Source organism: Mycobacterium sp. 48b, assembly GCF_048282725.1.
Lineage (GTDB): Bacteria > Actinomycetota > Actinomycetes > Mycobacteriales > Mycobacteriaceae > Mycobacterium.
The window spans coordinates 1,881,247-1,902,887 of record NZ_JBLVUL010000001.1 but is presented as its reverse complement, the minus strand read 5'-3'; the positions used below and the strand labels follow the sequence as shown (position 1 = coordinate 1,902,887).

Here is a 21,641-nt window from a genome sequence, read left to right as displayed (position 1 = left end):
CCATGAGCCGGGCCCTGGTCATCGGCGAGGCGCTGATCGACGTCGTAGAGAGCGGCGGCACGATCAGCGGCGAGTATGTCGGCGGCAGTCCGCTCAACGTCGCCGTGGGGCTGGCCCGATTGGGCCGCGGCGTCGACTTTCTCACCCACATCGCGAGTGACGACCACGGTAAACGCATCGTCGAGTACGTGGAAAATTCTGGGGTAGAGCTGGTTTCGGGGAGTACGACGGGCCATCGGACGCCGACCGCGACGGCCACCCTGGACTCCGCCGGATCGGCCCACTACACCTTCGACATCGATTGGCAGCTGGCCGGCACACCCGAGGTGGCCACGCCGCTGCTGGTCCACACCGGTTCGATCGCGACCGTGCTGGAACCGGGATGTCGTGCCACCGCAGCGCTGCTCGACGCCTACCGGATGTCGGCGACCATCAGCTTCGATCCGAATGTCCGGCCGGACGTGATCCAGGACGGTGACATCGCCCGCGGACGTATCGACCGGCTCGTCGAGCGCGCCGACATCGTCAAAGCCTCCGAGGACGATTTGCGCTGGCTGGATCCCCGGCACACCCCCGAACAGATCGCGCGGGCCTGGCTGGAGGTCGGCCCGTCGATCGTGACGGTGACATCGGGTGCGCGGGGCGCGTTCGCCGTGTGCCGGGCCGGTCTGGTCTCGGTTCCGGCACGCGCAGTGCAGGTGGTCGACACCGTCGGGGCCGGCGATGCCTTCATGACCGGCCTGCTCGACGCGTTGTGGTCCTTGGGACTGCTCGGCGCCGAGCGTCGTCGCGATCTGGCCGCCATCGGCGTCGGGGCACTCGAAGGTGTCCTGGAGGCCGCGGCGCTGTCGGCGGCGTTGACCGTGGCCCGGCCCGGCGCCGACCTGCCCGATCTCGCGGCGCGGGACGCCGCTCAGGGCTGACCGATCGCGCCGGCGATCAGCCCGGCCACCGTGTCGGCCCGGGTTTCGGGCAGACACGCGTATCCACACACCAGACCCCGGGCGCCGGGCGGACCCGCGAAGTACGCGGACAGCGGTGCGACGGTGACACCCCGCTCACCGAGCGTGGCAGCGATGGCCACGTCGTCGATCCCGTCGTCCAGCCGCACCACCAGGTGCAGCCCCGCCTCGACCCCCTCCAGCCGGATGCCCGCGCACCGGCGTCCGAGCGCACCGACGAGCGCCGAGCGCCGCGCCGCGTACGTGCGTGCCGCCCTCGCGAGGTGTCGAGTCAGTGCACCCGAGTCGATGAACCGGGCCAACGCGAAAGTGGTCACCCCACAAACTGATTCGCCGCTGCGCTCCAACGTGTCGGCGACCGCGTCCCGCAGGGCCGGCGGTGGCAGCAGCCAGGCCACCCGCAGTGCGGGCGTGAGGACCTTCGAAGCAGTCCCGACGTAGACCACGCAGTCACGCCCACCGTCGATACCGCGCAACGCCGGCAGGGCCGATACGTCGTACCGGAACTCACCGTCGTAGTCGTCTTCGATGAGCAGGCCGCCGGTCCGAATCGCCCACTGCACCAGCCGGGCGCGACGAGGCACGGGAAGCCGCGCGCCGAGCGGATACTGATGTGCCGGAGTGCAATACACGGCTGAATCGGAATCGTGCAGCGATCCGGGATCGAGTCCGTCGTCGTCGACCGCCACGGCACGTGTTCGGGCGCCGGACATCTCGAACGCCCGCCGCGCCTCGTCATATCCCGGCTCCTCGAACGCGATGTCGCGCCCGGTCAGCCCGGCCGCCGCGGTGATGGTGCGCAGTGCCGAGGCCACGCCGGGCACGATCACCAGTTCACCCGGATCCGCGACGATGCCACGGGTTCGGCGCAGATGACCGGCCAGGGCCCGGCGGAGCTCGGCATGACCGTCCGGGCCCGCCGCGGCGGCCGGCACAGGTGCGGCCGCGGCTGCTCGCCAGGCGCGCCGCCAGTCAGTCGTCGGGATCAGCCCCGGGTCAGGATGCCCGGGGGTGAGATCCCACGCCGGTTGTTGTGGACGTGGTGCCACCGGCGCAACAGTCGTGGCGCCGGTCGCGGTGACGTGGGAAGCGGCTCCGGCGTGGGCGGCGGCGTCTGCCCCGGCGGCGATCCGCGTGCCCGAACCGAGCCGAGCCGTGGTGTACCCGGCGGCAGCGAGTTCGTCGTACGCGTCGACCACCGACGAGCGGGCCACCCCGAGGTCGGCAGCCAGGCTGCGCGTCGACGGCAGCGCGTCACCGGGACCGAGCCGGCCCAGCCGGACCTCCTCGATGACGGCCGCCGCGATGCGCTGCCGCAGCGGCGACTCGTCGGAGGGGAGCCGCAGGGCCAAGTGCAGCTCAGGTGCGTGACGCGCCATGCACCCACAATAGTGGTCTGCACTTCCGATCCAGTTCTGGATCTTCTCAGCATGCCGGAATACCCTCAGAATTCACTCCGTGAAGGAGATCAGGAGAGAACGCGAGCGCGCCCGCACCGACCGGCCCGCCCTCGACTCGGTACTCGACGCCGCGGCCGTGGGGACGCTTGCGACGGTGCTGGACGGACAGCCGTGGGCCGTACCCATGCTCTACGCCCGCGACGGTGATCGAATCGTCTTGCACGGGTCGACGGGTGCCGGCGCGTTGCGACATGTCGCGGCCGGGGCACCTGCCGCGTTCTGCGTCACGCTTCTCGACGGAATCGTGGTGGCGGATACCCTTTTCGACTCGACCGCCAATTACCGGTCGGCCGTCGTACGCGGACACCTGACGGTCATCGATCCGGCCGACGCAGCCTATGCACTGGATCTGATGAGCGACTCGCTGATACCGGGCCGCAGTGCGGAAGTGCGTTCCAGCTCGAAGAAGGAGCTCGCCGCGACGCTCGCGATCGCCCTGCCGATCACGCCCGACGGCTGGACGGTCAAGGTGCGCGACGCACCGCCGTCGCCACCTGACGACGCGGCCGACGCAGGCGGATGGGCCGGTGTCGTGCCGCTGCGGACCGTGGCCGGCGACCCGGTTCCCGCGCCGTGGGTGGACGCCGGCGTCGACGCGCCGCAGTCGGTGTATCGCCTCGTCAACGGCACCTGACCCGACGCACCGATCCGGTGGATCTTCGCGCAGTCGCCGATATCAAGCCATACTGGGCAAATGCGATCCATCTGGAAGGGTTCGATCGCCTTCGGCCTGGTGAACGTGCCGGTCAAGGTCTACAGCGCGACCGAGGACCACGACATCAAGTTCCATCAGGTCCACGCCAAGGACAACGGGCGCATCCGCTACAAGCGCGTCTGCGAGGTGTGTGGCGAGGTCGTCGAGTTCCGCGACATCAACAAGGCCTTCGAATCCGACGACGGGCAGATGGTGGTGATCACCGACGAGGACATCGCGACGCTGCCCGAAGAACGCAGCCGCGAGATCGAGGTCGTCGAGTTCATCCCGGCCGAGCAGCTCGACCCGTTGATGTACGACAAGAGCTACTTCCTGGAACCCGACTCCAAGTCGTCGAAGTCGTACGTACTGCTGGCCAAGACTCTCGCCGAGACCGAGCGGGTGGCCATCGTGCACTTCTCGCTGCGCAACAAGACACGACTGGCTGCGTTGCGGGTCAAGGACTTCAGCAAGCGCAACGTCATGGTGATCCACACCCTGCTGTGGCCCGACGAGATCCGCGATCCGGATTTCCCTGTGCTGGACAAGGAAGTCGAGATCAAACCGGCCGAGCTAAAGATGGCCGGTCAGGTGGTGGAGTCGATGACCGACGACTTCAAGCCCGACCGGTTCCGCGACGACTACCAGGAACAGCTGCACGAGCTGGTCCAGGCCAAACTCGAAGGCGGAGAAGCCTTCTCGGTCGAAGAACAGCCGACCGAGCTCGACGAGACCGAGGACGTGTCCGATCTGCTCGCGAAGCTTGAGGCCAGCGTGAAGGCTCGCGGCAGCGCGGACAAGGAGCCGGCCAAGAAGGCTCCCGCGAAGAAGGCCCCAGCCAAGAAAGCGCCGGCCAAAAAGGCAGCAGCCAAGAAGGCCGCCGCCAAGAAGTAGCTCAGCGGCGGCAGTCCAGGTCCACGTACACCGTCGTGTACTGCAGATTCTGCCCGGGGTTGAACGACGTGATGCTCGCCGCACCGGCCGGCACCTGCGGCGCGGTGACCGAACGTCCCTGGCGGACGGCGCTCACCGTGCAGTCGTCGAGGGCCTTGGTGCCGACCTTGCTCAGGATCACCCGGTAGCCCTGACTTTCGAGGTCACTGATGGTCTGGCTCGCCGTCGACTCGGTGGGCGCGGCGGCCGCCGGCGCGGCCAACGCCGTCCCCAGCCCGCACAGCCCGACACCGGCGACACACACACTTCTCAAGTTCCGTTTCACTGGGTTCAGCCCGTCCTCTCAGGTTCGGTGAAGTGGGCTAAACCTAAAACGGCGAATTCCCTTGTCGGACAATCTCATACCGAATCCACACCGGTTAACACACAGCGAATGCCACCGAAATACGGCGTTAACATGAGCGTTCCCGGGGGACTGTCACACCCCTACGTCGACGCGCAGGGCCTCGTGTTCGTCCAGGATCCGGCGCAGGGCCGCATCCATGGGATGAGCGGATTCGAGGTCGTGACTACAGCGCCGATCGACCGCGACGACGGTGCCCAGGCTCAGCGGTGTGCGCTCGACCTGGTCGACGAACGCGTCGAACATCGAGCGCGGTGTGGCCAGGTAATACAGACCGTGCTGCGCATCGGCGAAGCGCGCGCCGTACATCAGACCGCACTGGGTGATGACGAACAGTTCCGATGCCGGGTGCGTGCGATGACCGGTATGGCCCAACTCCTCCTCGCCCCATGCCTCCGCCGCCAGACGGGCCTGGGCCAACCGGTCCTGCAGGTCGTCGGTACCCGCGAGCAGGCGGTGGATGAGGGTGCCCGCCGTCGACGGGTACTCGTCGATCGCGGGGCTGAAGTACCGCGCGAAGACATCGCCGAAGAAGTCATATCGCTGCTGGGTCATCGCGGCTCCCGACGTTGAACTGACTCCTCCAGTGTGCGCCCGTCACCAAGGCCGCGGTAGGGGTTTGGCCAACGCTGCCACGACACGCGCAGGTGACACACAGCGACTAGAACGTGTTTCAGAAACGCCCCACGGCCGTCGACTCTCCCTGCTAGCGTGGCGCCGGACAAGGGAACGGAGCGCACGTGATTCTGGACAGATTCCGACTCGACGACAAGGTGGCCATCGTCACCGGGGCAGGACGTGGACTGGGCGCGGCAACAGCGCTCGCGTTCGCCGAAGCCGGTGCGGACGTGCTCATCGCGGCCCGCACCCAGGCCCAGCTCGACGAGGTGGCAGACCAGATCGCCGAGACGGGACGCAAGGCGCACGTCGTCGTCGCCGACCTCGCCCACCCCGAGGCCACCGCGGAACTCGCGGCCGCCGCGGTCGAGGCGTTCGGGAAACTAGACATCGTCGTCAACAACGTCGGCGGCACCATGCCGGCGCCGCTGCTGAACACGTCGACCAAAGATCTGCGCGACGCCTTCACCTTCAACGTCTCGACCGCGCATGCGCTCACATGTGCGGCCGTGCCGCTGATACTCGAGCACTCCGGCGGCGGCAGCATCATCAACATCACCTCCACGGTGGGACGCCTGGCCGGGCGTGGATTCGCCGCCTACGGCACCGCGAAAGCCGCCCTCGCGCACTACACCCGACTGTCCGCGCTGGACCTGAGCCCCCGTATCCGCGTCAACGCCATCGCGCCCGGTTCGATCCTCACCTCGGCCCTCGACATCGTGGCCTCCAACGACGCCCTGCGCGACCCGATGGAGAAGGCCACGCCGCTGCGCCGCCTCGGTGATCCGGCCGACATCGCCGCCGCCGCCGTGTACCTGTCCTCCCCCGCGGGCAGCTACCTGACCGGCAAGGTGCTCGAGGTCGACGGCGGCCTCAACATGCCCAATCTCGACCTGCCCATCCCTGACCTCTGAGGAGAAGAATGACCATTCGCGTAGCGGCGGTCGGTACCGGAAACGTCGGTAAGCACGCGCTCAAGCAGCTCGTCATCAATCCGGACTACGAACTCACCGGAGTGTGGGTGTCCTCGTCGGCCAAGGCCGGCAAGGACGCCGGAGAGCTTGCCGGCCTTGATGTTTCGACGGGCATTCTCGCCACCGACGACCTCGATGCGATCCTGGCCGACAAGCCGGACTGCGTGGTCTACACCGCCCTCGCCGACAACCGGCTGCCCGAGGCCCTTGAGGACTACCGGCGCATCCTGGCGGCCGGTGTCAATGTGGTGGCCAGCTCCGCGGTGTTCCTGCAGTACCCGTGGCAGGTCCTGCCGGCCGAGCTGATCGAGCCCATCGCCACGGCGGCCGAGGCAGGCGGGGCCAGCATCTTTGTCAATGGCATCGATCCCGGTTTTGCGAACGACCTTCTGCCCCTTGCCCTTGCCGGCACCTGCCAGCAGATCGAGCAGATCCGCTGTATGGAGATCGTCGACTACGCGACCTACGACAGCGCGGCGGTGATGTTCGACGTGATGGGCTTCGGCAAGCCGATCGACGAAACTCCGATGCTGCTGCAACCGGGCGTGCTGACCCTGGCCTGGGGTTCGGTGGTCCGCCAGCTGGCCGCAGGCCTGGGCATCGAACTCGACGAGGTCACCGAGGAGCACACCCGGGTTCCGGCGCCGGAAGACTTCGACATCGCGGCCGGCCACATCCCGGCGGGCACCACCGCCGCACTGCGTTTCGAGGTGCGCGGTATGCGCGACGGCAAGGCTGCCGTGGTGTTGGAGCACGTGACGCGGCTTCGCGATGACCTGTGCCCCGAATGGCCGCAGCCCGCGCAGGAGGGCGGCTCGTACCGGGTCGTGGTGACCGGTGAACCGTCCTACAAGCTGGACCTGTGCCTGAGCAGCCCGAACGGCGATCACAACCACGCGGGTCTGGTGGCGACGGCGGCGCGGGTGGTCAACGCGATCCCGGCGGTCGTCGATGCCAAGCCGGGTATCCGGACCACTCTCGATCTACCGTTGATCACCGGTCGTGGTCTGTACGCTGCCGGTTAGACCCACCTTGGAAGGAGCGCCGCGATGAGAATTCGTCTCACCACGCTTACCGGTTGTCTGATGGTTGGCGGTGCTTGCGCGGCGATCGCCCTGGCCCCGCTGGCCTCCGCCGAACCCAGCGCCCCCAGCGAGCCTCGTTTGCTGCCCCAGTGCGAGGTGACCGGCGGCAGCTCGGTCGAGGGTGGACAGACCACCGAATGCGCGTCCGAGGGCAACGTGCAGATCGACTCGACACCACCGGAGCCCGGCTACGGGATGTTCCCCTGGGATGACGAATTTTTCGTCCTCTGACCAGCGCTGACAGCACCGTTCAGACGTAGACTTACTCCATCGATCGGAGTAGGTCATGAGCAACATCGTTCGGTGCGTGGCCGCGTTGCTGGCAGTGCCGTGTTTGGCGATTCTCACGGCCCCGTACGGCTCGGCCGCGCCGAAATGCACTAACACGACACCGACCACCACGCTCTGCCAGACGAACGGCAGCAGCCAGATCGTCACCTCTCCACCGGCCATGAACAACTACGGCCCCTGGTATGGGCCGATGTTCGGGTTCGGAGGCATCGGCATCGGGTGGTGACACCCCCTTATCGCCCCCGACGTGGCTTCACCTTGAGGTTTCGGCTACCCTAACTTTTCTATTCGCATACCCGGATAGAAGGTAGGGGCGTTGTTAGAGGACACCAAGGCGCGCACGACGCCGAGTTGGGTGCTGCTCGGGCCGGCATTCGTCGCCGCGATCGCCTATGTCGACCCCGGCAACGTCGCCGCCAATGTCAGCGCTGGAGCACAGTTCGGCTATCTGCTGGTCTGGGTGATCGTGGTGGCCAACGCCATGGCCGGGCTGGTGCAGTACCTCTCGGCCAAGCTGGGCCTGGTGACCGGTCGTTCACTGCCCGAGGTGGTGGCGGACCACACCCGCACCCCGAGCCGTATCGCCTACTGGATACAGGCCGAATTGGTCGCCGTCGCAACAGATCTCGCCGAAGTTGTGGGTGGGGCGATCGCCCTGCACCTCCTGTTCGATCTGCCGCCGCTGCTCGGCGGAGTCATCACCGGGGCGGTATCCCTGCTGCTGCTGAGCGTGCAGAACCGCCGCGGCCAACGGGTGTTCGAGCGGGTGATCACCGGGCTGCTGTTGATCATCGCCATCGGTTTTCTCACCAGCCTGTTCGTCGAGACTCCCCCGGCGGCCGAGGTCGCGGCCGGGCTGATCCCCCGGTTCCAGGGTGCTGAAAGCCTGCTGCTGGCCACTGCGATGCTCGGCGCAACCGTGATGCCGCACGCGGTCTACCTGCACTCCGGCCTGGCCCGCGACCGCCACGGCCACCCCGAGCCGGGTGTTCAGCGGCGACGCCTGCTCCGGGTGACCCGCTACGACGTCGGACTCGCGATGCTGCTGGCCGGTGCGGTAAACCTGGCCATGCTCCTGGTCGCGGCCACCAACCTGCAGGGACGCGACAACACCGACTCCATCGAGGGCGCCCACGCCGCCGTCCGCGACACCCTGGGCCCGACGGTTGCCCTGCTGTTCGCCATCGGACTGCTGGCCTCCGGCCTGGCGTCGACGTCCGTCGGCGCGTACGCGGGCGCGATGATCATGCAGGGACTGCTTCGTCGCTCCTACCCGCTGCTGCTGCGCCGGATGGTCACCCTGATCCCGGCCCTGGTCATCCTGGCCATCGGCGTCGACCCCAGCCGGGCCCTGGTGCTGTCGCAGGTCGTGCTGTCGTTCGGCATACCGCTGGCGCTGATCCCCCTGGTGCGGTTGACCAGCAACGCCACCCTGATGGGCGACGACGTCAACCACCGCATCACCACCGCACTCGGCTGGGCGGTGGCCGGGTTGATTAGTGTGCTCAACGTGGTGCTGATCTATCTGACCGTCACGGGCTGAATGCTTCACCCGTACTTCGCCTACGGCTCGAATCTGTGCGTGACACAGATGGCCCGGCGCTGTCCGGGGGCGATCGATCCCAGGCCGGCCCGCCTCGACGGCCACAGCCGGCTGATCAACCAGCGTGGCGTGGCCACCATCGAACCGCTCGGCGCAGCTCACGTGCACGGAGTTCTGTGGCAGGTCACCGACCACGATCTGGTCGCGCTCGACGCGGCCGAGGGGGTGCCGGTGCGCTACCGCCGGGACCGGCTGACCGTGCACACCGCCGGCGGACCCGAGCCCGCCTGGGTCTACATCGACCATCGCGTCGAACCCGGACCGCCGCGGCCGGGCTATCTGGAACGCATCCTGGCCGGCGCGGCACACCACGGGCTGCCGCACGCCTGGGTCGAATCCCTGCACCGCTGGGCAGGCTAGTCGCCGGTCACGGCGGCCGCCAATTCGCTTATCACGTCCGCGATCTCACCCCGACGACGCCAGGCCCGACGCTGCCGCATCGCGCCGTTGCCCTCGGCGGCGATGCGGGCGATCTCGCCCCGCACCATCTCGTAGTCACCCAGCGCCACCAGTGCCGGTCGCACCGTTTCGACGAATCGGTTCAGCAGGTCCCGCACCGGGACCGTCGACTGGTCTCCCAGCAGATCGATGCCATCGCCGTCGAGCCCGTCGTGAGCGGCCTTCCAATGCGCCGCGCGGATCTGACAATCCGCCAGGCGCGGAACCGATTCGCCGTCGTCGTGCGCGCGCTGCGCCGTCATCACCCCGGCCCGGATCAGCGTGGCGACCAACACGGTCTCGGCGACAGTGGCCGGCACGTCGGACACCCGCACCTCCACGGTCGGAAAATTCGCCGACGGCCGGACATCCCAATAGATCATGCCGTCGTCCAGGGCAACGCCGGCCCGCTCCAGCATGGCGACGGCTTCGTCGTACTGCGCGGCCGAATCGAAATACGGCGGAGGTCCCGAACTCGGCCACCGCGACCACAGCACGCTGCGGAAGCTGGCGTAGCCACTGTCGGTGTTGCGGTAGATCGCCGAGTTGGCGGTCAGCGCCAACAGCACATGCAGCCACGGCCGCAGCCAGTTGCTGACATAGATGGCATGCGGCCGGCTGGGCACCGCAACGTGCACGTGGCAGCCGCAGATGCCCTGTTCGTGGGCGATCATCCCGAACCGGTGGGCGATCCTGCGGTAGCGCGCCGTCGGTGTCACCGGGAACTTGTGCGGCACGGTCGGCGGCAGCCCGACAGCCAACAGCTGCGCCCCGTTGGCCGCCGCCGCCTCGGAGGCGATCCGGCGCAGCCTGGTCAGCTCGGTGCGCAACGCGCCGCTGGTGTCCATCACGTCCGTGGTGGTCTCGACCTGGCAACTGGTCAGCTCCAACTGCAGGTCGACCCCGTGCTCGGCGGCGCAGGCCGCGACCTGCTTGTTCCGGGCGATCGGTTCGCCGCGCTGTGGATCGACGAGCAGGAACTCCTCCTCCACGCCCACCGTCGGATGACTCGTCACGGCTCAGAATTGCCCACCGCAGACGCCCCCAAACCTGCAGCTGCCGTGCCTAAGATCGGGTGATGCCCAACGACTTCCGCTTCGGTGTCAGCCTGCGCGCCACCGGGTCCCAATCGCAGATCGCCGACGCTGCGCGGCAGGCCGAAGATCTCGGCTTCGACGTGCTCAACGTGCCCGATCATCTCGGCGCACCGGCCCCGTTCCCGACCCTGGCCGCGGTTGCCGCGGCGACCACCTCGTTGCGCGTCGGGACGTTCGTACTCAACGCCGGCTTCTACAAACCGGCGCTGCTGGCCCGCGACGCCACGGCCCTGCGCGATCTGTCCGGCGGCCGGTTCGACCTCGGCCTGGGCGCCGGCTACGTGCGCGAGGAGTTCGAGGCCGCCGAGCTGCCGTTCCCCAGCGCACGCGACCGGATCGACTATCTGCGCCACACCACCGAGTACCTGAAAGAACACGCACCCGACATCCCGATCCTCATCGCGGGCAACGGCGATCGGCTCCTGACGGTAGCTGCCCAGACCGCCGACATCATCGGCCTGACCGGTGGCGATCATGTCGACGGCGACCCGCTGGCCGACCGAATCTCCTTCCTGCGCAACGCCGCAGGCGACCGGTTCGACCAACTGGAGCTCAACATCGCCGTCACCGCGATGCCCGCGCCCGGCACCGAGATGCCCATTCTGAACGTCCCCCGCCACTTCCTGCCGGGGCTGAGCGACGAAGAGCTTCTGCGGCATCCCGGCGTGCTGTCAGGGTCGGTCAGCGCCATCGCCGACCGCATTCGCGGTCTGCGCGAGAAGTACGGCATCACCTACATCATCGTGCAGATCGCCCACGCCGAGGCGTTCGGGAAGGTGATCGCCGAACTCCGATAGGGGATCTTCCCATCCGGGCCGGGCCCGGCTCCGAATACCGGGTGTGGAACACATTCATCCTGGTGGGCGTGCCGTCGCGGTGATAGGTAGCGGCGTCGCCGGCCTGACCGCGGCCCATGTTCTGTCCGCGCGCGACCGGGTCACCCTGCTGGAGGCCGACACCCGATTCGGCGGGCATGCCCATACCCAGTACGTCGTCGAGGACGGGCATACGCTCGCCCTCGACACCGCCTTCCTGGTGCACAACGACCGGACGTATCCGACCCTGTGCCGGCTGTTCGACGAGCTCGGGATCCGTACGCAGGACACCGACATGTCGATGTCCGTACGCGATGACGGCACCGGTCTGGAGTACGCCGGGGCTCGCGGCCTGGGCGGGTTGTTCCCCAGCTGGTCCAATGTGGGCCGGCCACGCTATCTGCTGATGCTGGGCGAGATCACCCGATTTCACCGGCTGGCAAACCAATTGCTGCGGCGCACGGCAACCGGAGACGAGGAAACCCTCGACGAGTTCCTGCACCGGCACGGGTTCTCCCGGTATTTCACCGAGCGATTCATGACCCCATTGGTCGCCGCGGTGTGGTCATGCCCGCCCGGTGAGGCACTGCGCTACCCGGCGCGATACCTGTTCGTCTTCCTGCAGCACCACGGCATGCTGTCGGTGTTCGGCTCGCCGACGTGGCGCACGGTGGTCGGCGGGTCGGCCAACTATGTCGACGCCATCGTGTCGCGACTGCCCGAGGCGGTGACCGGTGCACATGTGCGATCCGTGCGCCGATCTGCCGACGGCGTGCTGGTCACAGTCGACGGACAGCCGCCCCGACGGTTCGACGCCGCTGTCGTCGCCACCCATCCCAACCAGGCGTTGCTGATGCTGGACCACCCGAGCGAGGCCGAACGACACATCCTCGGAGCCATCCCCTACAGCCTCAACCAGGCTCAGCTGCACACCGACGAGTCGGTGCTGCCACACCTGCCGAGAGCGCGCGCTTCGTGGAACTACCTGGTCGACCCCGACGACCACACCGTCACCGTCAGCTACGACATCACCAGACTGATGCGGCTGGGCGGGGCCCGGCGTTATCTGGTGACCCTGGGCGGAGCCCACCGGGTTGACCCGTCGAAGGTCGTGGCCGAGATGGTCTACGCCCATCCGGCCTACACCACCGAATCGGTGGCCGCGCAGTCACTCCTGCCTCAGCTCGACGACGACCGGATCGTCTTCGCCGGGGCCTACCACGGCTGGGGATTCCACGAGGACGGCGCGGCATCGGGACTGCGGGCCGCCGAGCGGCTGGGCGCGCGATGGGCCGGTGGGACGGTTGCGGAGCCGCTGGCATGCTGACCCCCGCGCTGTACCGCACCCGGATCACCCACATCCGCCGGGCCCCTGTGCGTCACCGCTTCAGTTATCGCGGATACAGCTGGTACCTCGATGTCGACCGGATGCCGCAGTTGCCGCGTTGGCTGAGGCCGTTCGCCCGGTTCGAGGTCCGCGACCATTTCACGGGTGCACCGAAAGACTCACTGCGCCAACGCGTCGACGCATTTCTTCGGTCACACGACGTGGACCTCGGCGGCGGCAAGGTGACTGCTCTGCTCCAGGCGCGGGTGCTCGGATACGTCTTCAATCCGCTGAGCCTGTACTGGTGCCACGACCCCTCGGGGACGCTGCGTTTCGTGGTCGCCGAGGTCCACAACACCTACGGCCAGCGACATGCCTATCTGCTTCCCGCCGGGCGACCCGCGAGCGTGCCCAAGCGCATGTACGTGTCACCGTTCAATGCGGTCGAGGGCCACTACCGGGTCCGTGCTCCCGAACCCGGCCAACACCTCGACGTGACGATTTCGCTTCACCGCCACGGTCATCCGGCGTTCGTGGCCACCATGCGCGGAGAACGCAGGCCGGCGACCCCGTGGGAGATCCTTCGGCTGCAACTGGCCGCGCCGCTGGCCCCGCTGGCCGGGGCCCTCGCCATCCGAATCGAAGGGATCAAGTTGTGGCTGCGCCGGGTTCCGGTGATTCCCCGACTCTCCGACGAACCCACGGCAATTCCCACCGACCACCAAGGAAGTCCGCTGTGAGCATCCAGACCGGGACGCATCCCGTCATCGATCCCGCCCGGTGGCCCGATGTGGCACGTCCGCCCGGCGGACCGGTTGCCGCCATCTCCGGGGCCGTCGCCGACCGGCTGCTCCGACGAGCGGTGGCGACGTTGCCGGTACGCCTGACGTTGCCCGGCGGCACGGTGATCGGGGCCGCCGATCCAACCCTGCCGACCATGGTCGTCGAACAGCCGAAGGCCCTGGCCCGCCGGATCGGCTGCCACGGCCTGATCGGGTTCGGCGAGTCATACATGGCCGGTGAGTGGCATTCCAAGGATCTCGTCGCGTTGCTCACCGAGTTCGGCAGGTCGATGGGCGAGTTGGTTCCCGCTGCGCTGCAACGGTTCCGGACCGTGACACTGCCGCGATCCCCACGTTCCGCCCACAACGACCCCTCGCAGTCCCGGCGTAACATCGCGGCACACTACGACCTGTCGAATGAGCTGTTCGCCGAGTTTCTCGACGAGACCATGACCTACTCCAGTGCGCTGTTCCCGCAACTTCCGGGCACGGCAGCCGGCCTGGCCGACGCCCAGCGCCGGAAGATCGACCGACTGCTCGACACTGCCCGCGTGGGGCCGGGCAGCCGTGTGCTCGAGATCGGCACCGGCTGGGGCGAACTGTGCATCCGCGCCGCCGAGCGCGGCGCCCGGATCCGCTCGATCACCCTGTCGGCCGAGCAACAACGCCTGGCCCGGCAGCGGGTGGCGGCGGCAGGCCTGTCGGATCTGGTCCGCATCGACCTGGTCGACTACCGCGACGTCGACGGCTGCTACGACGCAGTGGTGTCGGTCGAGATGGTCGAAGCCGTGGGATACCAATTCTGGCCCACCTATTTTCGGGCGCTGGACCGGCTCGTCACCCCCGGAGGCCGGGTCGCGATTCAGGCCATCACCATGCCGCACGATCGCATGCTGGCCTCGCGCGGGACGCACACCTGGATCCAGAAGTACATCTTCCCCGGCGGGCTGCTGCCGTCGACCGAAGCGATCATCGGTCTCACCGAACGGCAGACCCGGCTGCGCACAGTCGACATGATGTCGCTGCGGCCGCACTACGCCGAGACCCTGCGACTGTGGCGGGAACGGTTCGTCTCGCGCCGTGACACCGTGGCGGCGCTCGGTTTCGACGACGTCTTCGCCCGCATGTGGGAGCTGTACCTGGCGTACTCCGAGGCCGGATTCGCCTCCGGCTATCTCGACGTCTACCAGTGGACATTCGCCCCGACAGGAGGACACCGGTGAACCTGCTCATCGTCGCCGCGGTATCGCTGGCCGCACTCGCCGTCGTACACGGGGCGACGTTCCTGATCGGCCGAAACCTCGGGCGGTACAACGTCGTCGACGTGGCCTGGGGCATCGGGTTCATCGTGGTCGCCACGGTCAGCGCCGTCCTCGGTACCGGCGACCTCTTCCGGCGCATCCTGCTCCTGGTGCTCATCACCCTCTGGGCGGGCCGGCTGTCCTGGCACATGACACTCAAGTCCGCGGGCAAGGGTGAGGATCCGCGCTATCAGGAGCTGCTGGGCGGCGACTACTCGGCGGGTCACGTGCTGCGCAAGATATTCGTGATCCAGGGGGCCGCAACCTGGTTCGTCTCGCTGCCGGTCCAGCTGTCGTCCACCTTGGGTCCGACCCCGGCCGCCCTACGACCCGTCCTGATCGTGGGCGTACTGATCTGGGCCGTCGGGCTGGCGTTCGAAGCGGTCGGTGACCACCAGCTGCGCCGGTTCAAATCCGACCCGGCCAATCGGGGCACGATCATGGACCGTGGCTTGTGGGCCTGGACCCGCCATCCCAACTATTTCGGCGACTGTTGCGTGTGGTGGGGACTGTGGCTGGTGACCATCTGCGGCTGGCTGTCGCTGGCGACGGTGCTGTCCCCGGTGTCGATGACGTACTTCCTGGTGTACGCCACCGGTGCCCGGCTGGCCGAGAAGCATATGAGAGGCCGACCGGGGTTCTCGGAATACTGTTCGCGCACTTCATTTTTCATCCCGACACCACCGAGATCCGGATAAACGTGACGGCGCAGGCCCCGGTGGCTAGGCTGCTGTGGGTGACCGCCGAACTCGACGCGTTGCTGCGGCGGGTTGCCCGACGCGACATCGACGCATTCGCCGTACTGTACGACCACACGCGGTCGAGGGTGTTCGGCCTGGTCACCAGGGTTCTGCGGGACCCGGGATACAGCGAGGAGACCACCCAGGACATCTACCTCCAGGTGTGGCGTACCGCGGACAGCTTCGACCCGGCGGCGGGCTCCGCGATGGCGTGGCTGATGACGCTCGCACACCGGCGGGCGGTGGACCGGGTGCGCGCCGAACAAGCCGCCAGCCAGCGCGAGTCCCGCTACGGCGCGTCCAGTGTGGAGCCGCCGGCCGACCATGTCGCCGATTCCGTGATCACCCAGGACGAGCAGCGACGCGTCGCCGACTGCCTGTCCTCGCTGACCGATGCCCAGCGCGAGTGCATCCACCTCGCCTACTACGACGGACTGACCTACAGCCAGGTCTCTCAACGGCTGGCGGCCAACCTCGCCACCATCAAATCGCGGATTCGCGACGCCCTCCGCGGCCTGCGTAACTGCCTGGGGGCCGCATGACCGGACCGGTTGACCCCGACCTGATCGAGCTGGCGGCGCCGTATGCGCTGCACGCGGTATCCGACAGCGAACGCGTGGACATCGAACAGCGGTTGGCCACAGCGCCGCAGGAGGTGAGCGCGCAGTTCACCGACGAGGTACGCGCCGTGCGCGAGACCATGGCTCAGCTCTCGGTGAGCACGGCGGTCGAGCCACCGGCGCATCTGCGAGAACGGGTGCTGGCAGCAGTGAGCTCCGAGACGGTACGTGAACTGCGACCCACCGCGCGCTGGCGTAACGCGACGCTGGCCGCCGCGGCTGCCGTCGTCATCGCCCTCGCCGGCGTCGGCATCGGCATCGCGCTGCGCCCGAGCCCGCAGACGACAACGGCCGAGCAGATCTTCGGCGCCTCCGACGTACGGACCGTTTCCGGGTCGATCCCCACCGGCGGCACCGCCACGGTGGTGTTCTCCCGCGAACGCAACGCCGGTGTGCTGGTGATGAACGGTGTCACGCCCCCCGAGACCGGCACGGTCTACCAGATGTGGCTGCTGCGTGAGGGCGAGCCCGAATCGGCGGGCACCATGGACTCCGCCGCCGTCGCGCCGTCGACCACGGCGGTCCTCCCCGACCTCGGCAACGCATCGGCACTGGCCTTCACGGTCGAGCCGGGTAGCGGTTCGACTGCACCGACCACTCCGATCTTCGCGGAACTGCCCTTGCGGTGACACGCATGAGGTGGCCGAAAGCCGGGTATCACTGGCCTCAGCCGCCCGAACAGGGAACAGGAAGTGGTGAACGTGATGTCACAAGACGCAGCCGACCTCAGCAAGGAGCCCACCCCGGATCAGGCCGAGGACAACGCTTACTTCCCCTCCCCGTACTCGTTGAGCCAGTACACCGCAGCCAAGACCGACTTCTCCGGAGTCGAACACGCAGGCGCCTACACCGAGGGCCGGTGGAAGGTGCTGATGATCGCCACCGAAGAGCGATATGTGTTGTGCCAGAACGGAAAGATGTTCTCCACCGGCAACCATCCGGTGGAGACGCTGCTGCCGCTGCACCATCTCATGCAGACCGGGTTCGACGTGGACGTCGCGACCATCTCCGGCTACCCGGCCAAGCTGGAGTTGTGGGCCATGCCCCACGAGGACCACGCCGTGATGTCGACGTACGAGGCCCTCAAACCCAAGCTCAAGCAACCGATCCGGCTGTCGGAGGTGGTCGAGGATCTCAAGCCGGGCTCCGACTACCTGGCGGTGTTCATCCCCGGCGGCCACGGCGCCGTCGTCGGGCTGCCCGGCAGCGAGTCGGTCGGCCGGACCCTGGACTGGGCCTTGGACCACGGCCGGTTCATCATCACCCTGTGCCACGGTCCGGCGGCACTGCTGGCCGCAGGCCTCGGCAAGGCCCAGTCGCCATTCGCCGGATATTCGGTGTGCGTGTTCCCCGACGCGCTCGACGAAGGGCCCAACATCGAGATCGGGTACCTACCGGGGCGCCTGCAGTGGCTCGTCGCCGACCTGCTGACCAAGCAAGGGCTCACGATCGTCAACGACGACATGGCCGGCACGGTGCACCAAGACCGCCGGCTGCTCACCGGCGACAGCCCACTGGCTTCCGACGCGCTGGGCAAACTCGCCGTCAACTGTCTACTCGATGGGCTGGGGCTGGAGCGTCACCTCTGATCTGGGTCCTCGTCAGACGCCCACCTGCCCACGTTCACGGTGCGGACGTCTGCGCCGGCGGGGCCCGATTCGGGAGCCGCCGTTTCAGCCGTGCACTCCGGAGGATCTGGACCGCCATGTTGGTCGACGTCAGCATCGGGAAGACGCCGAGGAAGGTCCGCTCCGACGGGGTGTGTCCATGCAACTGCTCGAGGCTGCCGAAGACGTAGAAACATCCGATGCAGAACAAGGTGGCCGGAACGGCGAGCGCCATCACGCTGCCCCGGTCGGAGAGAACCTGTTGCGCGAGGCTCAGTTCGTCGTCCGAGAGGGGCTCGCGCCGGCGGACTTTGCGCAACGTCGCCGACAGCGTGCCGATGCCGAGTTCCGACGTGACGTGAGAGTGACCCCTCATCCGCCTCGTGAACCCGAAAGCGACGACGGCGAAAATCCAGATCAGTGCGAAGAAGACGATCGACAGGATGCCGAAGAGGCTTGACGTCGTCATGTCAGACCTCCACTCGCTGCCGTTGAGGTAGCGGCTGCCGCAGGGGCCGCTGCCGGATGAATGTCGGCCACCAGAACCACGGACCGAGGAAGCGCAACAGGCATGGGACGACGAAGGAGCGCACGATCAGCGTGTCGAGCAGCAGACCGATGCACACCGTCGAACCCACCTGGCCGATGGTCCGGAGATCGCTGATCAACATGGCCAACATCGTGAAGGCGAACACCAGGCCCGCGGATGTCACCACCCCGCCGGTGCTGCCGAGTGCGCGGATCAGCCCGGTGTTCAGCCCGGCTCCCGACTCCTCCTTCACCCGGGAGATCAACAGCAAGTTGTAGTCGGAGCCGACCGCGACCAGGATGATGAAGGTCAGCGGCAACACCAGCCAGTGCAAATGTAAGCCGATGATGTGCTGCCACACCAGGATTGACAGCCCGAATGCCCCCGCGTAGGAGAACGCCACCGTGCCGGGAATGACCAGGGCGGCCACCAGGCTGCGGGTCAGATACAACATGATCAGGAAGATCAGGACGAACGCGGCGATCGCCACGATGAGCAGATCCGACGCCGCATAGGCCTTGATGTCCTTGTTGTTGGAGCCGGCGCCACCGATGTAGATCCTGGAACCGGCCAGCGATGTCTCTTTGAGCGCGGCCTTGATCGCGTCGGGGAACTGTTCGACGTGATCGATTCCTTCCGGCCCCATGGCATTGCCCTCGTGGGTGACGATGAACCGGGCAGCCTTGCCATCCGGCGACATCATCAACTGCATGCCGGTCTTGACGTCCTCGTTTTCGAACGCCTCCCGGGGGATGTAGAAGAAGTCGTCGCTGCGGGATTGATCGAAGTCGTTGCCCACGTTGATCAGGTCGTAGTAGGTCTGATCGGTCTGGGTGGTCTGCAGATGGGACGGGCCGTAGTTGTTGGTGATGACGCCCAGCAGCGACCGGCTGTCGGCCATCATCCGCTCCAGCTGCGAGATCATCTGCGGCAGCAGCCGGTCGATGGCCTCGAACGACGTGACGGCATCAGCGATCTGTGCATCGAGGCTGTCGATACCGTCGAGCGAATCGAACAGCGAGCGCATCGCCCAGCACGCCGGGATATCGAAACAGTGGGGTTCCCAATAGAAATAGTTCTTCAGGGGCCGCAGGAAGTCGTCGAGATTGGAGATCCCGGCGTTCATGTCATCAGTGACCTGCTTGAGATTCTCCAGTGTCAGCACCGTCGAATGCAGTTCATCGGCCATCTGCTGGGTCAGCGCGATCACCTTCTGCAGCACCTCGACCGAACGAGCCTGAATCTCGGCCTGCCTGTCGGTGTTCTCGTTCTGCTGCTCGTTGAACGGCAGCTGCTGCCCGCTGCCACTGCCCTGGGTGGTGAACAGGTAGGGAATCGTGGCGTGCTCCAACGGCCGGCCCAGCGGCCTGGTGATGCTCTGCACCATGGCGACACCGGGTAGCCGGATGAGGCTCTTGGCCACCCGGTCCAGCGAGATGAAGTCGGCCGAGTTGCGCATGTCGTGGTCGCTCTCGACCATCAGCATCTCGCTGAACAGCTTGCTCTGCGAGAAGTGCCGATCGGAGGCTTCGAATCCGAGATTGGCTGCACCAGAAGCAGGTTGGTAGGCGCGATCGTCATAGCTGACCCGGAACGTGGGGACGAACACCGCACCGATCATCACGATGGCACTGCTCGCCACGAAGATCGGCTTGGGCCACCGGACAACGCTGGTGGCGATCCGTCGGTACAGATGCCCCTTGGTCACCTTCCTCGGATCGAACAGACCGAAGAGACTGCCGAGCGTGAGGATCGCCGGCGCGAGCGTCAGGGCGGCGGCGATGGTGAACAGCATGCTGATGGCCACCGCCGGCCCCATGGTGTGGAAATAGTCCAGGCGGGCCAGACTCAAGCAGTAACACGCGCCGGCGATCGTCAGACCCGAGCCGATGATGATGGGGGCGACGCTGCGATACGCGGTGTAGAACGCGTCTTCACGGCTCTCGCCGTCCTGCCTGGCTTCCTGGTAGCGCCCCAGCAGGAAAATGCCGTAGTCGGTGCCGGCCCCCAGAGTCAGCGCCACGACAATGTTCACCGCGAACGACGACAACGGGATGATGCCGAAATGCCCCAGCGTCGCGATGACGCCTTTGGCGACAAGCATTTCGATCAAGACACTGACGAGCGGGACCAGCAGGTTGGCCACCGAGCGGTATACCACCAACAGCATCACCACGATGAGGATGATCGTCAGGATCGTGATGTTGTTCAGGCTGGAGTTTGCGATCGTCAGGGTGTCCGCGGCCAGCGGCGCAGCCCCGCTGACGTAGACCGTGAGCCCGGGCGGTGGGGTGTCGTGGGCGATGATGTCCCGCACGGCGTTCACGGACTCGTTCGCCTGGAGCTGGCCGATGTTGCCGGCGAGCCGCAACAGCACGAAAGTCGCCTTGCCGTCCACACTTTGGGCACCGGCAGCGGTGATGGGCTTGCCCCACAGATCCATCACGTATTGCACATGCTCGGGGTCGTGCTTGAGCCGGTTCATCAGATCGTCGTAGTACCGGTGGTCGCCGTCGTCGAGCGGCCGGTCGGCCTCGAACACAAGCATGGTCAGGCTGGTGGAGGTGGACTCCTGGAACTTCTCACCGATCCGCAGCATCGCGACCTGTGACGGCGCATAGCTGGGGATCATCGACCCGGCGAGTTCTTCGGCTACCCGTTCGACCTGTGGGATGAACGTGTTCGTCGTGACCGCCAGAAGCGCCCAGAACACGATGATCGGCACGGCCAGGACGCGCACCGACCGCGCGACGACGGGCCGGCTCGCCCGATGGTTGCTCATGCCGACTTCACCCGGCAGGTGACGTCGGCTTCGGCGTGGGTGGACGATTGTTCGTCTCGCACAACGCCGTTGACCAGCATCCTGCACCCGACCTGGCCCCCGCTGACCTGTGCCGACATGCTGCCGGACACGACTGTCAGCGTGGTTGTCTCGGTGTGCGACCACGGCAGTTCGGTGAGATCGACCTTGTGCGGGTGTCCGTCGATGTCGACATAACTCAAGATTCCGCCGTCGCCGACCGACCCGAACAGCTCATAGGTGAGCTGCTTGGGGGTGAACTGCTCGGGCGCCTGCGCGGCGAGAACCGACGGCACAGGTCCCGGCTCGGACATCTGGTGCACCTTCCAGACCCCGAGCCCTCCCACGCCGACGGCGACGACGGTGACCAGGGGCAGCCATCCGTTCGTCAGGATGGTTTGGCCTCGTGGTCTGCGTCCGGCTCCACTGGCTTCTCGATCGCCACGCCGGCTCGCGGGTTGCTCCCCGATCATGACGGAAATATATATCGCATATAGGAACCAATCCTCAAGATGTCCGCAGCGCTGCGCCACGCATTCACAGCAGGCTGACAGCTGCGTTTCGCCGCGCGAGGATGGCACCACCGGTCAATTCTCGCCCG

23 protein-coding genes and 1 pseudogene are annotated in these 21,641 nt (G+C 67.0%); 17 read left to right on the top strand and 7 right to left on the bottom strand.

The genetic code is table 11. The features are described 5' to 3' along the window. The first annotated feature begins 2 nt into the window (after positions 1–2). Positions 3–923: a carbohydrate kinase family protein gene (locus ACNQR1_RS08980; protein ID WP_418045449.1), complete on the top strand. Its 921-nt coding sequence runs from the start codon at positions 3–5 to the stop codon at positions 921–923. On the opposite strand, the gene ACNQR1_RS08975 is transcribed toward ACNQR1_RS08980, so the two are convergent. After that, the gene (locus ACNQR1_RS08975; RefSeq protein WP_418045448.1) at positions 914–2,341 is read right to left on the bottom strand and encodes a PLP-dependent aminotransferase family protein; all 1,428 of its coding nucleotides are present in this window, start codon (positions 2,339–2,341) and stop codon (positions 914–916) included. The two genes, ACNQR1_RS08980 and ACNQR1_RS08975, sit on opposite strands and share 10 nt — an antisense overlap. Before the next feature lie 79 nt (positions 2,342–2,420). Between ACNQR1_RS08975 and ACNQR1_RS08970 the strand changes: the two genes are divergently transcribed. Continuing rightward, positions 2,421–3,056, top strand: a complete 636-nt coding sequence (locus ACNQR1_RS08970) for a pyridoxamine 5'-phosphate oxidase family protein (RefSeq protein WP_418045447.1) — start codon at positions 2,421–2,423, stop codon at positions 3,054–3,056. Positions 3,057–3,116: 60 nt separating this feature from the next. After that, a complete protein-coding gene (locus tag ACNQR1_RS08965) occupies positions 3,117–4,010 on the top strand; it encodes a Ku protein (RefSeq protein ID WP_418045446.1) in 894 nt (297 codons plus the stop codon). Position 4,011: 1 nt separating this feature from the next. Here the strand turns inward: ACNQR1_RS08965 and ACNQR1_RS08960 are convergent, their stop codons facing one another. Continuing rightward, positions 4,012–4,335 (bottom strand): hypothetical protein, encoded by a 324-nt coding sequence (locus ACNQR1_RS08960; RefSeq protein ID WP_418045445.1) that lies wholly within the window; start codon positions 4,333–4,335, stop codon positions 4,012–4,014. 153 nt (positions 4,336–4,488) lie between these two features. Next, positions 4,489–4,968 carry a glucose-6-phosphate dehydrogenase gene (locus ACNQR1_RS08955; RefSeq protein ID WP_418045444.1) on the bottom strand — a complete coding sequence of 160 codons (480 nt, stop codon included), beginning with the start codon at positions 4,966–4,968 and terminating at the stop codon, positions 4,489–4,491. Positions 4,969–5,153: 185 nt separating this feature from the next. On the opposite strand from ACNQR1_RS08955, the gene ACNQR1_RS08950 reads away from it, so the two are divergent. From ACNQR1_RS08950 to ACNQR1_RS08925, 6 genes and pseudogenes are all read left to right on the top strand, one after another. Then, positions 5,154–5,945, top strand: a complete 792-nt coding sequence (locus tag ACNQR1_RS08950; protein ID WP_418045443.1) for an SDR family oxidoreductase — start codon at positions 5,154–5,156, stop codon at positions 5,943–5,945. Positions 5,946–5,953: 8 nt separating this feature from the next. Beyond that, positions 5,954–7,030: a diacylglycerol kinase gene (locus ACNQR1_RS08945; RefSeq protein ID WP_418045442.1), complete on the top strand. Its 1,077-nt coding sequence runs from the start codon at positions 5,954–5,956 to the stop codon at positions 7,028–7,030. 24 nt (positions 7,031–7,054) lie between these two features. After that, positions 7,055–7,321 carry a hypothetical protein gene (locus ACNQR1_RS08940; protein WP_418045441.1) on the top strand — a complete coding sequence of 89 codons (267 nt, stop codon included), beginning with the start codon at positions 7,055–7,057 and terminating at the stop codon, positions 7,319–7,321. 55 nt (positions 7,322–7,376) lie between these two features. Next, complete coding sequence (locus ACNQR1_RS08935; RefSeq protein WP_418045440.1) at positions 7,377–7,607, top strand: hypothetical protein; 231 nt, start codon at positions 7,377–7,379, stop codon at positions 7,605–7,607. A gap of 90 nt (positions 7,608–7,697) precedes the next feature. Beyond that, positions 7,698–8,924, top strand: a complete 1,227-nt coding sequence (locus ACNQR1_RS08930) for an Nramp family divalent metal transporter (protein ID WP_418045439.1) — start codon at positions 7,698–7,700, stop codon at positions 8,922–8,924. Beyond that, positions 8,925–9,335, top strand: a pseudogene (locus ACNQR1_RS08925) (gamma-glutamylcyclotransferase family protein); the annotation flags it as partial. Between the two features lie 5 nt (positions 9,336–9,340). On the opposite strand, the gene ACNQR1_RS08920 reads toward ACNQR1_RS08925, so the two are convergent. Beyond that, the gene (locus ACNQR1_RS08920) at positions 9,341–10,438 is read right to left on the bottom strand and encodes a glutamate--cysteine ligase (RefSeq protein ID WP_418045438.1); all 1,098 of its coding nucleotides are present in this window, start codon (positions 10,436–10,438) and stop codon (positions 9,341–9,343) included. Between the two features lie 62 nt (positions 10,439–10,500). On the opposite strand from ACNQR1_RS08920, the gene ACNQR1_RS08915 reads away from it, so the two are divergent. From ACNQR1_RS08915 to hchA, 8 genes are all read left to right on the top strand, one after another. Beyond that, positions 10,501–11,316 carry an LLM class F420-dependent oxidoreductase gene (locus ACNQR1_RS08915; protein ID WP_418045437.1) on the top strand — a complete coding sequence of 272 codons (816 nt, stop codon included), beginning with the start codon at positions 10,501–10,503 and terminating at the stop codon, positions 11,314–11,316. A 43-nt stretch (positions 11,317–11,359) separates the two neighbouring features. Continuing rightward, positions 11,360–12,661, top strand: coding sequence for an NAD(P)/FAD-dependent oxidoreductase (locus ACNQR1_RS08910; RefSeq protein ID WP_418045436.1), 1,302 nt, complete (start codon positions 11,360–11,362; stop codon positions 12,659–12,661). Beyond that, positions 12,655–13,401 (top strand): DUF1365 domain-containing protein, encoded by a 747-nt coding sequence (locus tag ACNQR1_RS08905; RefSeq protein WP_418045435.1) that lies wholly within the window; start codon positions 12,655–12,657, stop codon positions 13,399–13,401. Before ACNQR1_RS08910 ends, ACNQR1_RS08905 begins: the two co-directional genes overlap by 7 nt. After that, entirely contained in the window at positions 13,398–14,666 is a 1,269-nt protein-coding gene (locus tag ACNQR1_RS08900) for a class I SAM-dependent methyltransferase (RefSeq protein WP_418045434.1), read from the top strand. Before ACNQR1_RS08905 ends, ACNQR1_RS08900 begins: the two co-directional genes overlap by 4 nt. An 8-nt stretch (positions 14,667–14,674) precedes the next feature. Next, a complete protein-coding gene (locus ACNQR1_RS08895) occupies positions 14,675–15,442 on the top strand; it encodes a DUF1295 domain-containing protein (RefSeq protein ID WP_418050319.1) in 768 nt (255 codons plus the stop codon). A gap of 2 nt (positions 15,443–15,444) precedes the next feature. Then, complete coding sequence (locus ACNQR1_RS08890; RefSeq protein ID WP_418045433.1) at positions 15,445–16,026, top strand: sigma-70 family RNA polymerase sigma factor; 582 nt, start codon at positions 15,445–15,447, stop codon at positions 16,024–16,026. Further along, the gene (locus ACNQR1_RS08885) at positions 16,023–16,733 is read left to right on the top strand and encodes an anti-sigma factor domain-containing protein (RefSeq protein ID WP_418045432.1); all 711 of its coding nucleotides are present in this window, start codon (positions 16,023–16,025) and stop codon (positions 16,731–16,733) included. Before ACNQR1_RS08890 ends, ACNQR1_RS08885 begins: the two co-directional genes overlap by 4 nt. Positions 16,734–16,808: 75 nt before the next feature. Further along, positions 16,809–17,693 carry a glyoxalase III HchA gene (gene hchA / locus ACNQR1_RS08880; protein WP_418045431.1) on the top strand — a complete coding sequence of 295 codons (885 nt, stop codon included), beginning with the start codon at positions 16,809–16,811 and terminating at the stop codon, positions 17,691–17,693. A gap of 34 nt (positions 17,694–17,727) precedes the next feature. On the opposite strand, the gene ACNQR1_RS08875 is transcribed toward hchA, so the two are convergent. The 3 genes from ACNQR1_RS08875 to ACNQR1_RS08865 are packed head-to-tail and all read right to left on the bottom strand — an operon-like array spanning position 17,728 to position 21,513. Further along, the gene (locus tag ACNQR1_RS08875) at positions 17,728–18,180 is read right to left on the bottom strand and encodes a hypothetical protein (protein WP_418045430.1); all 453 of its coding nucleotides are present in this window, start codon (positions 18,178–18,180) and stop codon (positions 17,728–17,730) included. Between the two features lies 1 nt (position 18,181). Continuing rightward, positions 18,182–21,040, bottom strand: a complete 2,859-nt coding sequence (locus ACNQR1_RS08870; protein ID WP_418050318.1) for an RND family transporter — start codon at positions 21,038–21,040, stop codon at positions 18,182–18,184. After that, positions 21,019–21,513: an MmpS family transport accessory protein gene (locus tag ACNQR1_RS08865; RefSeq protein WP_418045429.1), complete on the bottom strand. Its 495-nt coding sequence runs from the start codon at positions 21,511–21,513 to the stop codon at positions 21,019–21,021. Before ACNQR1_RS08865 ends, ACNQR1_RS08870 begins: the two co-directional genes overlap by 22 nt. Positions 21,514–21,641 lie beyond the last annotated feature (128 nt).